The sequence below is a fragment of the Maritimibacter sp. DP1N21-5 genome, from assembly GCF_019218295.1.
In the GTDB taxonomy this organism is placed as follows: Bacteria; Pseudomonadota; Alphaproteobacteria; order Rhodobacterales; family Rhodobacteraceae; genus Maritimibacter.
The window spans coordinates 1,705,899-1,719,654 of sequence record NZ_JAHUZF010000006.1; the positions used below are offsets into that span (position 1 = coordinate 1,705,899).

General features: G+C 64.9%; 18 protein-coding genes. 11 read left to right on the top strand and 7 right to left on the bottom strand.

The window, feature by feature from the left end:
• Positions 1-22: 22 nt before the first annotated feature.
• A complete protein-coding gene (locus KJP29_RS16060) occupies positions 23-697 on the bottom strand; it encodes a ceramidase domain-containing protein (protein WP_218464529.1) in 675 nt (224 codons plus the stop codon).
• A 70-nt stretch (positions 698-767) separates the two neighbouring features.
• On the opposite strand from KJP29_RS16060, the gene KJP29_RS16065 reads away from it, so the two are divergent.
• Positions 768-1,460 carry a metal-dependent hydrolase gene (locus KJP29_RS16065; RefSeq protein WP_218464530.1) on the top strand — a complete coding sequence of 231 codons (693 nt, stop codon included), beginning with the start codon at positions 768-770 and terminating at the stop codon, positions 1,458-1,460.
• Between the two features lie 12 nt (positions 1,461-1,472).
• On the opposite strand, the gene KJP29_RS16070 is transcribed toward KJP29_RS16065, so the two are convergent.
• Positions 1,473-2,126, bottom strand: coding sequence for an SOS response-associated peptidase (locus KJP29_RS16070; protein WP_218464531.1), 654 nt, complete (start codon positions 2,124-2,126; stop codon positions 1,473-1,475).
• Positions 2,126-2,434 (bottom strand): DUF1992 domain-containing protein, encoded by a 309-nt coding sequence (locus KJP29_RS16075; RefSeq protein WP_218464532.1) that lies wholly within the window; start codon positions 2,432-2,434, stop codon positions 2,126-2,128. Before KJP29_RS16075 ends, KJP29_RS16070 begins: the two co-directional genes overlap by 1 nt.
• A 106-nt stretch (positions 2,435-2,540) precedes the next feature.
• Here KJP29_RS16075 and KJP29_RS16080 point away from each other — a divergent pair, with 106 nt between their 5' ends.
• Positions 2,541-3,209, top strand: a complete 669-nt coding sequence (locus KJP29_RS16080) for a glutathione S-transferase family protein (RefSeq protein ID WP_218464533.1) — start codon at positions 2,541-2,543, stop codon at positions 3,207-3,209.
• A 56-nt stretch (positions 3,210-3,265) separates the two neighbouring features.
• Here the strand turns inward: KJP29_RS16080 and KJP29_RS16085 are convergent, their stop codons facing one another.
• Positions 3,266-4,837: a bifunctional UDP-sugar hydrolase/5'-nucleotidase gene (locus KJP29_RS16085; RefSeq protein WP_218464534.1), complete on the bottom strand. Its 1,572-nt coding sequence runs from the start codon at positions 4,835-4,837 to the stop codon at positions 3,266-3,268.
• Positions 4,838-5,013: 176 nt separating this feature from the next.
• Between KJP29_RS16085 and KJP29_RS16090 the strand changes: the two genes are divergently transcribed.
• The 3 genes from KJP29_RS16090 to arsC are packed head-to-tail and all read left to right on the top strand — an operon-like array spanning position 5,014 to position 6,754.
• Entirely contained in the window at positions 5,014-5,352 is a 339-nt protein-coding gene (locus KJP29_RS16090) for a DUF952 domain-containing protein (protein WP_218464535.1), read from the top strand.
• Positions 5,349-6,413 (top strand): quinone-dependent dihydroorotate dehydrogenase, encoded by a 1,065-nt coding sequence (locus KJP29_RS16095; protein ID WP_218464536.1) that lies wholly within the window; start codon positions 5,349-5,351, stop codon positions 6,411-6,413. The genes KJP29_RS16090 and KJP29_RS16095 overlap by 4 nt, the downstream gene beginning before the upstream one ends.
• Positions 6,410-6,754, top strand: a complete 345-nt coding sequence (gene arsC, locus KJP29_RS16100; RefSeq protein WP_218464537.1) for an arsenate reductase (glutaredoxin) — start codon at positions 6,410-6,412, stop codon at positions 6,752-6,754. The genes KJP29_RS16095 and arsC overlap by 4 nt, the downstream gene beginning before the upstream one ends.
• A gap of 127 nt (positions 6,755-6,881) precedes the next feature.
• On the opposite strand, the gene KJP29_RS16105 is transcribed toward arsC, so the two are convergent.
• Genes KJP29_RS16105 through KJP29_RS16115 form a run of 3 tightly spaced genes read right to left on the bottom strand, consistent with a single transcriptional unit; the run spans position 6,882 to position 9,158 of the window.
• Entirely contained in the window at positions 6,882-8,213 is a 1,332-nt protein-coding gene (locus KJP29_RS16105) for an MATE family efflux transporter (protein WP_218464538.1), read from the bottom strand.
• Entirely contained in the window at positions 8,206-8,709 is a 504-nt protein-coding gene (locus KJP29_RS16110) for a PaaI family thioesterase (protein WP_218464539.1), read from the bottom strand. The genes KJP29_RS16105 and KJP29_RS16110 overlap by 8 nt, the downstream gene beginning before the upstream one ends.
• Positions 8,706-9,158: a PaaI family thioesterase gene (locus KJP29_RS16115; protein ID WP_218464540.1), complete on the bottom strand. Its 453-nt coding sequence runs from the start codon at positions 9,156-9,158 to the stop codon at positions 8,706-8,708. Before KJP29_RS16115 ends, KJP29_RS16110 begins: the two co-directional genes overlap by 4 nt.
• A gap of 122 nt (positions 9,159-9,280) precedes the next feature.
• Between KJP29_RS16115 and KJP29_RS16120 the strand changes: the two genes are divergently transcribed.
• From KJP29_RS16120 to KJP29_RS16145, 6 genes are all read left to right on the top strand, one after another.
• Positions 9,281-10,420, top strand: a complete 1,140-nt coding sequence (locus KJP29_RS16120) for a putative manganese transporter (protein ID WP_218464541.1) — start codon at positions 9,281-9,283, stop codon at positions 10,418-10,420.
• A gap of 123 nt (positions 10,421-10,543) precedes the next feature.
• The gene (locus tag KJP29_RS16125; protein ID WP_218464986.1) at positions 10,544-10,933 is read left to right on the top strand and encodes a MerR family DNA-binding transcriptional regulator; all 390 of its coding nucleotides are present in this window, start codon (positions 10,544-10,546) and stop codon (positions 10,931-10,933) included.
• A 109-nt stretch (positions 10,934-11,042) separates the two neighbouring features.
• A complete protein-coding gene (locus KJP29_RS16130; RefSeq protein ID WP_218464542.1) occupies positions 11,043-11,441 on the top strand; it encodes a MerR family DNA-binding transcriptional regulator in 399 nt (132 codons plus the stop codon).
• An 85-nt stretch (positions 11,442-11,526) separates the two neighbouring features.
• The gene (locus KJP29_RS16135) at positions 11,527-13,305 is read left to right on the top strand and encodes an acyl-CoA dehydrogenase C-terminal domain-containing protein (RefSeq protein ID WP_218464543.1); all 1,779 of its coding nucleotides are present in this window, start codon (positions 11,527-11,529) and stop codon (positions 13,303-13,305) included.
• On the top strand, positions 13,305-13,538 hold the full coding sequence (locus tag KJP29_RS16140; RefSeq protein WP_218464544.1) for a hypothetical protein: 234 nt from the start codon (positions 13,305-13,307) through the stop codon (positions 13,536-13,538). The genes KJP29_RS16135 and KJP29_RS16140 overlap by 1 nt, the downstream gene beginning before the upstream one ends.
• Positions 13,539-13,751 carry a hypothetical protein gene (locus KJP29_RS16145; protein WP_218464545.1) on the top strand — a complete coding sequence of 71 codons (213 nt, stop codon included), beginning with the start codon at positions 13,539-13,541 and terminating at the stop codon, positions 13,749-13,751. It begins immediately after the preceding gene.
• Positions 13,752-13,756 lie beyond the last annotated feature (5 nt).

The following is a 13,756-nucleotide window of genomic DNA, read 5'->3' on the forward strand; positions in this document are numbered from 1 at the left end:
TCCCGTGTTCTTCCGGGGCGGTTTAGCCCTGTGGCGCTGGCTTCGCAAGCGGCGGGGCGGGTGGCGGGACATTGCGCAGGTAGGTCGCGATCAGCCATCCGAGCAGAAGCGCGTTCAGGCAGTGCCACAGGAAATGCGTGCCGATGGGCAACTGGCCGCACATCGGCTCGTCCAGCGTGCGCAGAAAGAGCGAGAGCGCAAGAAGAGCGGTCGCCGTCCAGAGGTCCCAGGCGAGCTTGCCCGTAGCCATGAAGGCGAAACCCGCGAGCCAGAGGAGGATCGGCAGGTAGCCCACCGAAGAGCCGAGCCAGGGCAGCATCGGCGCGGCCTGTGCCACCAGCGCAGTGAAGGGAAAGAACCCCAGCGTGATCGCCGCGGCCCAGATGAGCGGCTGCTTCATGAGGTCGTGCGCGGTCGCGAAGGTGAAGACCAGCACGAAGATCAGGATCGGCGCGGTATCGGCCACCCCCGCCCAGCGCGTCGCGAAGGTGTGAAACTGGAAGGATCCGATGCCGATGACCGCGAGGATGCCTGTCAGAAGCTGCGCGAGCGGCAGATCGGGGCGGTGCCGGACCTGCCGCCACATCACAAAGGCGGAGACAAGGAACGCAAGGTTCGTCACCGCGTTGAGGGGTTCGGCCCAGAAGCCCGGCCCCAGGCGTTCGCAATAGGCATCGACAGCGGCGGTCCAGTCCATGGTCATGTCTTTCCGGTTGTTGGGGCGTCGGGCGCTGGTAGGCTCGGGATCAAAGCGAAGGAGACGCCCCATGAAAATCATCTGGCTCGGACACGCAAGCCTGCGCATCGAAATCGGCGGTCAGGTTCTTCTGATCGACCCTTGGCTCGAAGGGAACCCCATGCTGGAAGAAGGCCAGTATGACGTGGCGACGTCGGGCGCGACCCATGTGCTCGTCACCCATGGTCACGGCGACCACGCGTCCTCGGGTGCGGCGCTGTGCAAGAAACTCGGCGTGCCTGCGGTCGGGATTTTCGACCTCATGAGCCATTGGGAGGAAAAGCACGGGATCGACGTGATCGGCTTCAACAAGGGCGGCACGGTCGATCTGGGGGGCGTCAAGGTCACCATGGTCAACGCCACGCATAGTTCCTCGTTCTCCGGGTCCGATGGCCCGGTCTACGCGGGCCACGAGAGCGGCTTCATGATCGAGGGCGAGGGCCACGTGATCTATGTGTCGGGCGACACCGACATCATGGCCGACATGGGGTGGATGGGCGATCTGCACAAACCCGACATCGGCATCCTCTGCGCGGGCGGCCATTTCACCATGGACATGAAGCGCGCGGCCTATGCGGCCAAGCGGTATTTCGATTTCAAGACGGTCATCCCCTACCATTACCGGACCTTCCCGCTGCTCGCGCAATCGGCCGAGGTGCTTGCCGAAGGTCTGCCCGGAGTCGAGGTGATCGAGCCGCAGGTGATGGAACCCATCGAGATCTGACGAAGGCGCCGATCAGGCCGCCACGGGTTCGATCAGCTCCGGGCCCGTGGCGCGGTTGGAATTGACCGCTTGGCCGACCCTGTGGAAGGTCAGGACGTCCTCCGCCGGCGGCTGCAGCAGAACCGCCGCGCCGTGGCCCTCTTCCCCCAGCCATTTGCCCCAGTCGCCCTTTTCCACGACCACCGGAATCCGGTCGTGGATCGGTGACATGAGCGCATTGGCACCGATCGTGAGCACCGCGAAGGTCGGCATGCGGTCCGCACCCCAGTCCTGCCAGATGCCCGCCATGACCAGCGGCTCGCCATCCGCGCGGTGGAAGTAGTGCGGCACCTTGGTCTCGCCGGAGCGTTCCCATTCATAAAACCCCGACACCGGCACCAGACAGCGCCGTTCGCGCACCGCATTCCTGAACGCGGGTTTCTCCGTCACCGTCTCGGACCGCGCATTGATCAGGAGCGGACCGTCGTTCGGTTTCTTGTACCAATGCGGGATGAAGCCCCAGCGCATGGCCCTGAGCCGCCGTTCGCTGTCCGAGGTCACCACAGCGACATCGGTCGTGGGGCAGACGTTGAAGTTTGGCACCGGCGGCAGGGCGTTCGCGGGCTGCGCCGCGAAGATCTTTGCCACCATGTCATGGGGCAGCGTATTCGCCATCCGCCCGCACATCAGCGGCTCCACTGCTTTCGGGCGATGTCGATCTTCGCTTCCATCATGGACATCTCCTTCATGAGGTCCCTGCGCCGCACCCTGTCCCCGGTTTCGCGCAATTCGGCCCTAAGCCGCTCCAACTCGCGCGCCATGGCGACGAAGGGGGGCACCGCGCCGTTTTCCCGCATCACCCGCTTGAGAAGTGCATTCTGCGGGTCGTCCTCCGGCGGCAGGGGCTTGCCCGCGCCGGGCAGGTTGTCGAAGTCGCCATTACGTTCGGCTTCTGCGATTCTGGCCGAGATCAGGTCGATGAGGGGATGATCCATGGGGCGGCTCCTTTGCGGGCAATATAGGGCGCTCGAGGTCTTGCGCAAAGGCGGTGGCTGCGCTGAACTCCCGCTTACCCCGTCGAACGCTTTCACGAGTCGCCCCATGACCCTCGCCCTCTACGGCCATCCTTTCGCCAACTATTGCTGGAAGGTCTACATCGCCGCCCGTGAACGAGGGCTCGACTATGACGCGCGGATGGTCGATCCCGACCACCCGGAGCATCAGGCTGTCTGCGCCGAGGCTAACCCCGGCGGGCAGTTTCCCGTGCTCGTCGATGGCGACACGCGGATTTCGGAATCGGCGGCGATCATCGACTACCTTGATCTGAAGCCCGGTCCTGGTGCCTTCATGATCCCCGAGAATCCAATGGAGGCCATCGAAGCGCGCATGATGGACCGGATGATCGACGATTACCTCGCCGGCCCGCAAGGTCGCCTCGTCCTCATCGCCCTGCGCCCCGAAGGGTCCGGAGACCCGCATGGCGAAACGAGCAACCGCGCGCAGCTCGACGCCGCCTATGTCTGGTTCGACCGCTGGATGGAGGACCGCACATGGGCCGCCGCAGACCGCTTCACCCTTGCCGATTGCTCGGCGGCGGGCGCGATCTTCTACGCCCATTGGACACATCCGATTCCGGAGAACCTCACGCATCTCCACGCCTACCGCAAACGCTTGCTCGCCCGACCCTCGGTCGCCGCCACCGTGGACGACGCACGCTATTTCCGCCCCTTTTTCCCGCTGGGGGACGGGCGCGATCCGGACCTTCCCTGACGACAAATCCCCGCCAGTGACCCGGCGGGGATTGCTGTCGTCACCTGTCGTGCCGCTTATTCGGCGACCTTGATCCGCCCGTCGGTGAACGGCTGATAGGGCGCCATGGAGGCGATGTATTCGGCCGTCACGTCCGCCAGGTCCGGCCCGAAGTCATAGGCGTTGGCCGCATCCTCGAACATCGAGTAACCGTCACCGCCCGTGCGCACGAAGTTGTTTGAGACCACGAGATAAGTCTTCTCCGGGTCGATCGGCGCCCAGTCCATGCCTTCCATCGTATAGACGTCCACGATCCGGCTGCCCGGTTCGGCACCCGGATTGTAGGTGAACTGAAGCCCGGCGACCTGCGGGAAACGCCCGCCACCCTCTTCGATCTGGCTCACGCCGTTCTCCAACGCCTCGACGATGGTCGCGCCGGTAGCCTCGAAGGTCGACAGCGTGTTCTGGAACGGAAGCACCGTCAGCACTTCGCCCATCGTCACCTCGCCCGCGTCGATCGAGGCCCGCAGACCGCCACCATTGGTGATCGCGATCTGCACACCCTGATCGGCGACCCGCGCCAGCATTGCCTCGGCCACCAGGTTGCCCATCTGACATTCCCCTGCCCGACAGGTTTCGCGCGATCCGTCGATGGCTTCGGCGGTTTCGGCCACGACCCGGTTGCGGATCTCGTCAAGCGGCCCGGCGGCCTCGGCGATTCGAGCCACGGTGCCCTCATCCTCGGTCACCGCCGCATCCATGATGAGCGGTGCGCCCACCGCCTCGGTCACGTTGCCCTCGTCGTCGAAGGTCACGTTCAACTCGCCCAGGAACTTGCCATAGGCATAGGCCGACACGATCGCCGTCGATCCCACCATGGTCGGATAGGGCCCTGCGGCCCCCTCCATGTCGCCCAGAAGCGTGTTGGTGTGGCCGCCCACGATCACATCGACGCCCGTGGTGTTTTCGGCCACCATCTGGTCAACGCCATAACCCGAGTGGCTGAGAACGATGATCTTGTTCACGCCCTCCTCGGTCAGTCGGTCGACCTCGCCCTGCACGGCGTCCGCCGGCTGCGTGAAGATCACGTTCGGACCGGGCGAGGACAGTTCGTCGGTGTCGACCGGAGTCAGACCGATGAGCCCGATCCTCTCGCCGCCCTTCTCGATGATCGTGGACTTGGCGAGCTTGTCGGCGAGCAATGGCTCGCCCGAAACGTCGGCGTTGGACATGAGCACGGGGAAGTCCACCGCATCCATGAAGCCGGCCAGCACTTCCGGCCCGTCGTCGAACTCGTGGTTGCCGACGGTCATCGCGTCATAGCCCATCTTGTTCATCATTTCGGCCGCGAGAGCACCCTTGTAGTAGGTGTAGAAGAGCGTGCCCTGAAACTGATCCCCGCCGTCGACGAGGAGCCAGTTGTTGGTGCGCCCCTTGGCCTCCTCGATGGCCGTCACCAGGCGCGCCGAGCCGCCAAAGCACTCGCCCGCCGTGTTGTCTTCGGCCGAACAGCCGGAATCGAACGCCGAAATCGGCTCGAAACGGGCATGGAAATCGTTGGTGTGCAGAATGGTGAGCGAATAATCCGCCCAAGCCATGCCACTGGTCAACGCCAGAACGGCGGTCGACGCCAGAACGCGATGTTTCATCGGGAACTCCCTGTTCTTTTTTTTGACTTCTTGGTCAGACTGCGTCGAGTCGGCGCATGTGTCAAAAGAAGACGCCGGGTCTTTACAGCCCGCCCGTGACAATGCCGTGAATTTGGGCGGCGCGATCAGGGGCCGTGCCGCTTGACGCGGGACCGCACCGGGGGCAAACGATCCCCATGCTGATCTACAAGATTTTCCGTGCGGACGAGTGGACCGCGTTCCGGGCAAACGGCGAAACGAAGGGCGCACCCGTCGATCTCGCCGATGGCTACATCCATTTCTCTACCGCCGCGCAGGTGGCCGAGACAGCGGCCAAGCACTTCGCCGGAGCCGAAGGGCTCGTGCTCCTCGCACTCGACAGCGAGCGTCTGGGCGCGGCGCTCAAATGGGAGCCTTCGCGCGGCGGGCAGTTGTTTCCGCATCTCTACCGTCCGCTTCACCTCGACGACGTCCTCTGGGACGCGCCCCTCCTCTTGGGCCCCGAGGGCCATATCCTGCCTGAAGGCGTGAAATGAATCTGATCGAAAAAGCCGGGCTCATGGCCCTTCACCGGGTCGATCCCGAACGGTCGCACCGGCTTGCGCTTATGGCGATGAAAGCCGGGTTCGTGCCGCTCTCTGGCACCTACACCTCGCCCGCGCTCGCCACCCGGCTCGCCGGGCTCGACCTGCCCAACCCGGTCGGGCTCGCAGCGGGCTACGACAAGAACGCAGAAGTGGTGGATGCGCTGACACAGGCCGGCTTCGGCTGGATCGAGGTCGGCGCGATCACACCACGTGCGCAGACCGGCAACCCGAAGCCGCGCCTCTTTCGCCTGTCCGAGGATCAGGCGGTCATCAACCGCTTCGGGTTCAACAACGAGGGCATGGACGCGGCCCAGTCCCGGCTTGCCAAACGCAACCGCAGGAGCGGCGTTCCCGTCGGCCTAAACCTCGGCGCGAACAAGGATAGCGTGGATCGGGCGGCGGATTACGTCGCCGTGCTCGAACGCTGCGCCGATGTGGTCGATTTCGTCACGGTGAACGTATCCTCCCCCAACACCGAGAAATTGCGCGACCTGCAAGGCGCGGCCGCCCTCACCGCGCTCCTGCGCGGGGTCATGGCGGCGCGGGACGCCCGGGACAAGCCGCTACCCGTCTTCCTCAAGATCGCGCCCGATCTGAACGCGGACGAGATCACGGAAATCGCCGGCGTCGCGCGTGAGGCAAAGCTCGACGCAATCATCGCGACCAATACGACGCTGGACCGCGAAGGTTTGAAAAGTGCAAGCGGGGGCGAAAAAGGCGGGCTTTCCGGCGTGCCATTGTTCGAAAAGTCCACGCGAGTGCTCGCCCAGCTTTCCCGCGATCTCGATGGCGCCCTGCCCCTCGTCGGCGTCGGCGGTATCTCCTCGCCTGCCGATGCCTATGCCAAGATCCGCGCCGGTGCTTCCGCCGTGCAACTCTACTCCGCCCTCGTCTACAAGGGCCTTTCCCTCGTGACCGAGATCGCGAAGGGCCTCGAAACCCACCTCGCCAAGGACGGCTTCGGCCATATCTCCGACGCCGTCGCAACCGACAGGAGCGCATGGCTATGACCGTCACCATCTGGCACAACCCCCGCTGCACCAAATCCCGCGAAACGCTGAAGCTTCTGACCGGTCGCGGGATCGACCCGGAGGTGCGGCTCTACCTCGACAACGCGCCGGATGCCGCGGAACTGCGCCATGCGCTCGACCTGCTGGGGATCGCCGCCATCGACCTCGTCCGCACCAAGGAAGCCGAGTTCAAGGCGGAAGGCTTGACGAAGGACAGCCCCGACGACCTGCTCATCGCGGCCATGGCCGGCACGCCCAAGCTCATCGAACGTCCCGTGGTCTTCGCGAACGGAAAAGCCGCGCTTGGCCGCCCGCCGGAAAACGTGCTCGCCATCCTCTGAGCCGAAACACGGCCCGCCCCTTCACTGCTTCATGAATACTTCGGAGGGGTCGGCATTGTCGCGCCATTGGTCCAAGAGACAATGGCGACGGGGGAGGCAGCGCCTTCCCCAGCCGGTCGCCGGCTCGTCAGCGCGGCGAAACCTCCCGCTCGAGCGCCGGATAGCGCAGCCCCAGCGTGACCCCGCGTGCCGCATAGCTCACCAGATAGGCCGCCCAGAGCCCGTGGTTGCCCCAGACGGCCACCAAAGGCACGGCGCAGGCTACGTAAATCAGCCCCGAGACCACCATCATGTTGCGCATGTCCGCGGTTCTCGTGGCCCCGATGAAGATCCCGTCGAGCATCCAAGCCGCCCAACCCGCGAGAGGCGCGACGACCATCCATGGCAGGAACGCCCGCGCCGCCTCCCGCACCGCGCTGTCGGTCGCCATCACGTCGATGATCCAACCCCCTGCCAACGCGAAGGCGAGGGCAAAGCCCAGGACGACCACCGCGCCCCAGATACTCGATACAATGGCCGCACGGCGCAGCGCGGCCCGGTTCCCCGCCCCCATGGCCTGCCCGACAAGCGCCTCGGCCCCGAAGGCGAAGCCGTCCATCCCGTAGGCGGTGATGTGCAGGAACTGGAGAAGGACCTGATTGGCCGCGAGCGTCACGTCGCCGAAATCCGCGCCCCAGAACATGAAGCTCACGATCATCGCCTCGAGGATGAGGGACCGGATCAGGATGTCCGAGTTGACCCGCGCAATGCGCAGAAGCCGCTCCCGGTCGAAGACCCGCGCCCAGTCCCGCCAGTCCGGCACCCGGAACGCGCCCCGGCAGAACCACAGGCCCAGCGCGAGCCCGGACCACTCCGAGAGGAAGGTCGCCAAGGCGACGCCCTCGACGCCCCAGCCGAAACCGAGAACGAACAGGAGATCGAGCGCCACGTTCATGCCGTTCATGACAAGCTGCACCGCGAGCACCGCGCGGGTCCGTTCCTGCGCGATGAGCCAGCCGCTGATCCCGTAGCCCGCGATCATCGCCGGGGCCGACCAGATGCGAATGCCCATATAGGCGCGGGCAAGCGCTTCGACCTCGGCGCTCGCGGGCGCGATCCGGAAGGCGAGCCAGAAGAGCGGCCCCTGTAGGAGGATCAGCGACACCCCGGCCCCAAGGCCGATCATCATCGCCCGTGTCAGAAGCGCTGCAAGCTCGGCCCGGTCGCCCCGGCCCAGCGCCTGCGCGGCGAGCCCGGTTGTGCCCATGCGCAGGAAGCCGAAGAGCCAGTAGAAGGCGGTCAGGACCACCGCCCCGATGCCCACCGCCCCGATGGGTGCCGCTTCGCCCAACTGGCCCACGACGCCAGTGTCCACCGCGCCCAGGATCGGCACGGTCACATTCGCCGCGACGACGGGCAACGCGATCTTCAGAACCCGCCTGTGGGTGATGTCCGTGGCCGCGAACCGGCTCTCAGACATTCTTGTCCGGCATCAGGAAATGCCCGGTGGCCTGCGCGAAGAGCCGGGCACGGTTGTCCTGCCAGGCCTCCACGTGGACGCTGGCATAGCGCCGCCCGGACCGGTTGATCCGCGCCCGTGCATAGGCGTCACGCGGCAGGCCCGAGCGCAGGTAATCAACAGTGAAGTCGATGGTCTTGGGCAGACGCGGCAGATCGGAAGGCGTCATCGCCGCCACATCCAGTTGCCCGCTTTCCACCGCCGTCCACATGGTCGACCAACCCAGTTCTATGATCGCGGCGATTTCCAGGAAGGACGCCGTCACGCCGCCATGGATCGCGGGCAGCGCCGGGTTGCCGATGATCATGTCGTCGAACGGCAGCACCGCCGTCAGCTCATCGCCCCGCCGGTCGAACCGCACGCCCAGGAACCCGATATAGGGCACGCTCTCGACCAGCATCGACAGCGCCCCGTCGCGCCGTTCCTTGATGACCTGCACCGGTTCCGGCCGCTTCATGCCCGCACCTCGCGCTTGTGGGCGCGACCGCCGTCGGCGGTGAAGGCGCCGGTGGCCATGGCGATCGGGTTGTCGGCGTCGTCGTCGTGGGTCACGCAGCGCATGAAGGCGACCGAACGCGTGACGTGAAAGCATTCAGCCCGGCACACGATCCGCTGTCCGGGCGTCGCCGCGCGCATGTAGTCGATCCGCAGATCGAGCGTCGCCGTCACCAATGGCGCATCCGGGTGGCTCATCACCGCGGCCCCGCCGCAGGTGTCCATAAGAGCCGAGACCGCGCCGCCGTGGATCACCCCGGTTTCGGGATCACCGATGAACCGCGCGTCATAGGGCATCGAGATCACCGCGTGGCCGTCGCCGATATCGTCCAGGCGCATCGACAGTGCCTTCGAGTAGGGGATCGCATTGGTAAAGTGCTGGGCAAGCTGCGCTTTTGTCTCTTTGTCCATGGCTCCGCCTCTGGTATTTTCGCCCGCATGTGCTGCGCGAACGTCCCCCGTTATTCGCGGTTGCACCAATGAAAACAAGTGCTAAAGTCGGCCACTTGGAACAGTTCTAAAAAGGATCGGACATGACGCCCACAGACTGGATTTCCGCTGACGCAGGCAGCCGGGTCTGGCCGGCATTCCGCCCTCGCCGTCTGGTCGTTTTGGCGATCCTGTTCCTGCTCACGGTCTTTCCGGGCGAGCTTGGGGCCTTGACCCGTTCGCTCATGACCGATGCCTATGTGCAGGTATCGGTCTTCGTCGCGGCGACGCTGCTTCTTTTCTACGGGGCCGAGCGTCTGTTCGGCTTCGATCTGGGCCGGTCGCTGCGCAACGCGGGCCGCGCGCAGGTGCCGCTCGCGGCGCTTCTGGGCGCCACGCCCGGTTGCGGCGGCGCGGTCGTGGTGGTCGCGGCCTATTCTTCGGGCAACGTCGGTTTCGGCGCCGTGGTCGCCACGCTGACCGCCACGATGGGCGACGCGGCCTTCCTGCTCATCGCCACGAAGCCCGAGGTGGCGGCCGTCGTTCTCCCCCTGTCTTTCGCCGTCGGCATCGTCTCCGGCTGGATCGTCGATCGTTTCAACCGCGTCGATTTCCGGGTCGACGCAACATCGTCCTGCGAGATTGCCCCGCTGATCGGCCGCACCCGCGCCGTGGACTACCTGTTCCTCGCGCTCGCCATCCCCGGCCTCGTCGTCGGGGCCGCGCAACTGGGCCAGGTCGAGATCCCGTCCGTCGCGGGCATCCCCGTCCTTTGGATCGCCCTCGCCGGGCTCTTCACCGGCCTCGTCATCTGGGCCTTCTCCCCGCTGGAGGCCATGACCAACCCCGGTGACGCCCCGGTCACGCGCATGGCCGAGGAAACGAGCTTCATCACCGTCTGGGTCATCGCGGCATACCTCGCCTATGACTATCTCGTGGCCTTCTCGGGCCTCGACATCGAAGCCGCCTTCTCAGCCATCGCACCGCTCTTGCCGCTCATCGCCATCGCGATCGGCTTCGTGCCGGGCTGCGGGCCGCAGGTGCTGACCACCACGCTTTACATCAATGGGCTGATCCCCTTCGCCGCCCTCATCGGGAATGCGATTTCCAACGACGGGGACGCGCTTTTTCCGGCCATCGCGCTCAATCCCAAGGCCGCGATCTGGGCCACGCTCTATTCCGCCGTGCCCGCGCTGATCATCGCCTACGGCTTCTATGTCTTCGCGCCGGGGTTCCTGAATTAGACCGCAGCGCGGAATAGAGTTCCACATATCGAAACGTCTTGTCGGGTCTGGATTCGCCGGTTACCTTGCGTCACAAAGTGTGCAGGAAACGGACGACAGGGTATGAAAGACGTGACGGATGGCATGAACACCGACCGCCTCTCCTTCAAGGAGATGTGCGCCAAGTTCGACGTGACCCCGCGCACCTTGCGCTACTACGAATACATCGAGCTGCTCCAGCCCGAGAAAGAGGGCCGCACCCGCTGGTACACGCCGCGTGAGGTGGCTCGTATGACGCTTGTCATGCGGGGCCGGAAGTTCGGCTTCTCGCTCGAAGAGCTGCGCCAATGGCTCCTCATCTATGACGAGCAAGGGTCCGAGGCGCAGAACCGTGCCTGGGTCGCCAATGCGACGAACCAGCTCGCCGTGCTCGACGGCCAGATCGCCGAATTGAAAGAAGCGCGGGACGAGTTGGAGGCGCTACGCGATCAGGTCAAGTCGCACCTTGGCGACAAGGTCGAAGGGTCCGACTGAGACCTCGCCAATCTGTTACGCAGCGTTACGTTGACGTAAACGTAATCTTTTGCTGAACTCCGAAGCGCATGGCCCTATATCGGGGGCCATGAGCGATCCGGAGTATTCCATGACCGAAGATCTTATGACGATCCGCGAGATGTGCGACGCCTATGGTGTGACCGCGCGCACGCTTCGCTTCTATGAACAGAAAGAACTGCTCTCGCCGATCCGCGACGGGCAGAAACGCCTCTTCACCCGGCGCGACCGGGCACGGCTGAAACTGATCCTGCGCGGCAAGCGCTTTGGCTTCCCTCTGGAAGAGATTCGCCAACTGCTCGACCTTTACGACGTCGGCGATCAGCAGGTGACCCAATACACCCGCACCATCGCCTTGGCCGAGCATCACTTGGCCGACCTCAGGGCCCAGCGCGAAGAACTGGACGAGGCGATCAAGGACCTGTCCGACCAGCTCGAATGGGGCCGCAAGATGCTGACCTCGATGGACAACGACAAGGCCGCCGAATAACGCGCCGCGCGTCCGTCTCCTCAGAAGCCAAGCCCGGCCGCCCGCCGGGGAACCGAACCGACAAGACACGACTTAGGGAGTGACCATGCCCAGCTATACCGCCGATACCCGCGATATGTCCTTCGTCCTGCACGACGTGCTGAAGGTCCACGAAAGCGACATTCCGGGTTTTGACGACCTCGACCCGTCCTTTACCTCCGCCATCCTAGAGGAAGCGGGCAAGATCGCATCCGAGGTGCTCGCACCGCTCAACCGCGTGGGCGACACCGAGGGTTGCACCCTCGAGAACGGCATCGTGCGCACGCCCACCGGCTTCAAGGCGGCCTTCGATCAGGTCCGCGAAGGCGGCTGGACCTCACTCGACTGCGACCCGGAATACGGTGGCCAGGGCCTTCCGCATGTCATGGGCAGCGCGGTGGGCGAGTTTCTCACTGCCTCCAACATGGCCTTCAACATGTATCAGGGCCTGACCCACGGCGCCTATTCCGCGATCCATATCCACGGCACCGACGCGCAGAAGGCAACCTATCTGCCCAAGATGGTGACCTGCGAGTGGACCGGCACCATGAACCTGACCGAGCCGCACTCGGGCACGGACCTCGGGCTCATGCGCACCAAGGCGATCCCGCAGGAGGACGGGACCTACAAGATCACAGGCAACAAGATCTTCATCTCCGCCGGTGACCACGACATGTCCGACAACGTCATTCACCTCGTGCTCGCCAAGATCCAGGGCGGCCCCGAGGGCATCAAGGGCGTCTCGCTCTTCATCGTGCCGAAATTCCTCGTGAACGAAGACGGCACCCCCGGCGAACGCAACGGGGTGTCGGTCGGTGCGCTGGAAGAGAAGATGGGCATCCACGGCAACGCCACCTGCGTGATGAACTACGACGACGCGACCGGCTACCTCCTGGGCGAGGAACACAAGGGCATGCGCGCGATGTTCACCATGATGAACGAGGCCCGCCTGGGCGTGGCCGTCCAGGGTCTGGGTCAAGCCACCGCCGCCTACCAGAACGCGCTGGAATATGCCCGCGACCGCCTTCAGGGCCGCGCCGTGACAGGCGTCGAGGCGCCCGAGAAACCGGCCGACCCGATCATCGTACACCCCGACATCCGCCGCGCGCTCATGGACCAGAAGTCCTTCATCGAAGGCGCGCGCGCTTTCATGCTCTGGTCGGCCGAAAAGATCGACCGCTTCCAGCGCATGGGCGACAAGGACGCTGACGGCCTCGTCTCGCTGATGATCCCCGTGCTCAAGGGCTTCCTCACCGACAAGGGATTCGAAAGCGCCGTTCTGGCCCAGCAGGTCTTCGGTGGCCACGGCTATATCGAGGAATGGGGCATGTCCCAGTTCGTCCGCGACAGCCGCATCGCCATGATCTACGAAGGCGCCAACGGCATTCAGGCGCTCGACCTCGTGGGCCGCAAGCTCGCACAGGACTCGGGCAAGCACGTCATGGGGTTCTTCGAGGAAATAAAGGCCTTCAACAAGTCGAACGAAGCCAACGGTCCGCTCAAGGCCGACTTCCTCGACCCGCTGAAGGACGCGTCGAAAGACCTGCAAGCCGCCGCCATGTTTTTCATGCAGAACGGCATGAAGAACCCCAACCACGCCCTCGCCGGATCCTATGACTTCATGACCATGTTCGGGCATGTGGCATTGGGCTACATGTGGGCGATGATGGCCAAGGCCGCGCACGACAAGCTCGAGGAAGGCACCGACGACGCCGCCTTCTACGAGACGAAACTCGCCACGGGGCGCTACTACATGCAGCGCCAGTTGCCCGCGACCAAGATGCACCTCGCGCGCATCATTTCCGGCGCAGACCCCGTCATGGCGCTGACGGCCGAGGCGTTCTGATGGCCGGGGTCGTGACCTTCATCCGTGTGGCCTCTGCCATCGTGATGATCGGCGCGGCCCTCATGGCCGGGTTCCAGGTAATCTCGGTCGGCCTGACCACCGGCGATGCGGTGCCCGACAACTCGGGTGTCGCAACGTCGCTCTGGATCGCCGGGGGCGCGTTGGCCCTCTATGTAGTGACAAGCCTCTGGTCCCGGAGGATCGCCGCGAACAAGCCGAAGGACCGCGCCTGAATGCCGAAACGCTTCCGCCTCACCCGCCGCCTGCCCATCGCGATGACCGAAGACGGTTACCGCCGCCTGAAACGCTTCGCGACCGAGGCCGGGCTCGACGAGGGCGAGGCGTTGTCCTTCCTCTTCGAACACTTCGACAGCGTCACCGACCACGACGCGCTGACCCATCGCCTCCGGCTCTTCAATGCCGAGCTGGACGACCGCAAACGCTGACCGGG

What these genes read in the sequence shown, in the direction of transcription:
- KJP29_RS16060 (WP_218464529.1), bottom strand. Translation starts at nt 697, where the DNA reads ATGGACTGGACCGCCGCTGTCGATGCCTATTGCGAACGCCTGGGGCCG.
- KJP29_RS16065 (WP_218464530.1), top strand. Translation starts at nt 768, where the DNA reads ATGAAAATCATCTGGCTCGGACACGCAAGCCTGCGCATCGAAATCGGC.
- KJP29_RS16070 (WP_218464531.1), bottom strand. Translation starts at nt 2,126, where the DNA reads ATGTGCGGGCGGATGGCGAATACGCTGCCCCATGACATGGTGGCAAAG.
- KJP29_RS16075 (WP_218464532.1), bottom strand. Translation starts at nt 2,434, where the DNA reads ATGGATCATCCCCTCATCGACCTGATCTCGGCCAGAATCGCAGAAGCC.
- KJP29_RS16080 (WP_218464533.1), top strand. Translation starts at nt 2,541, where the DNA reads ATGACCCTCGCCCTCTACGGCCATCCTTTCGCCAACTATTGCTGGAAG.
- KJP29_RS16085 (WP_218464534.1), bottom strand. Translation starts at nt 4,837, where the DNA reads ATGAAACATCGCGTTCTGGCGTCGACCGCCGTTCTGGCGTTGACCAGT.
- KJP29_RS16090 (WP_218464535.1), top strand. Translation starts at nt 5,014, where the DNA reads ATGCTGATCTACAAGATTTTCCGTGCGGACGAGTGGACCGCGTTCCGG.
- KJP29_RS16095 (WP_218464536.1), top strand. Translation starts at nt 5,349, where the DNA reads ATGAATCTGATCGAAAAAGCCGGGCTCATGGCCCTTCACCGGGTCGAT.
- arsC (WP_218464537.1), top strand. Translation starts at nt 6,410, where the DNA reads ATGACCGTCACCATCTGGCACAACCCCCGCTGCACCAAATCCCGCGAA.
- KJP29_RS16105 (WP_218464538.1), bottom strand. Translation starts at nt 8,213, where the DNA reads ATGTCTGAGAGCCGGTTCGCGGCCACGGACATCACCCACAGGCGGGTT.
- KJP29_RS16110 (WP_218464539.1), bottom strand. Translation starts at nt 8,709, where the DNA reads ATGAAGCGGCCGGAACCGGTGCAGGTCATCAAGGAACGGCGCGACGGG.
- KJP29_RS16115 (WP_218464540.1), bottom strand. Translation starts at nt 9,158, where the DNA reads ATGGACAAAGAGACAAAAGCGCAGCTTGCCCAGCACTTTACCAATGCG.
- KJP29_RS16120 (WP_218464541.1), top strand. Translation starts at nt 9,281, where the DNA reads ATGACGCCCACAGACTGGATTTCCGCTGACGCAGGCAGCCGGGTCTGG.
- KJP29_RS16125 (WP_218464986.1), top strand. Translation starts at nt 10,544, where the DNA reads ATGAACACCGACCGCCTCTCCTTCAAGGAGATGTGCGCCAAGTTCGAC.
- KJP29_RS16130 (WP_218464542.1), top strand. Translation starts at nt 11,043, where the DNA reads ATGACCGAAGATCTTATGACGATCCGCGAGATGTGCGACGCCTATGGT.
- KJP29_RS16135 (WP_218464543.1), top strand. Translation starts at nt 11,527, where the DNA reads ATGCCCAGCTATACCGCCGATACCCGCGATATGTCCTTCGTCCTGCAC.
- KJP29_RS16140 (WP_218464544.1), top strand. Translation starts at nt 13,305, where the DNA reads ATGGCCGGGGTCGTGACCTTCATCCGTGTGGCCTCTGCCATCGTGATG.
- KJP29_RS16145 (WP_218464545.1), top strand. Translation starts at nt 13,539, where the DNA reads ATGCCGAAACGCTTCCGCCTCACCCGCCGCCTGCCCATCGCGATGACC.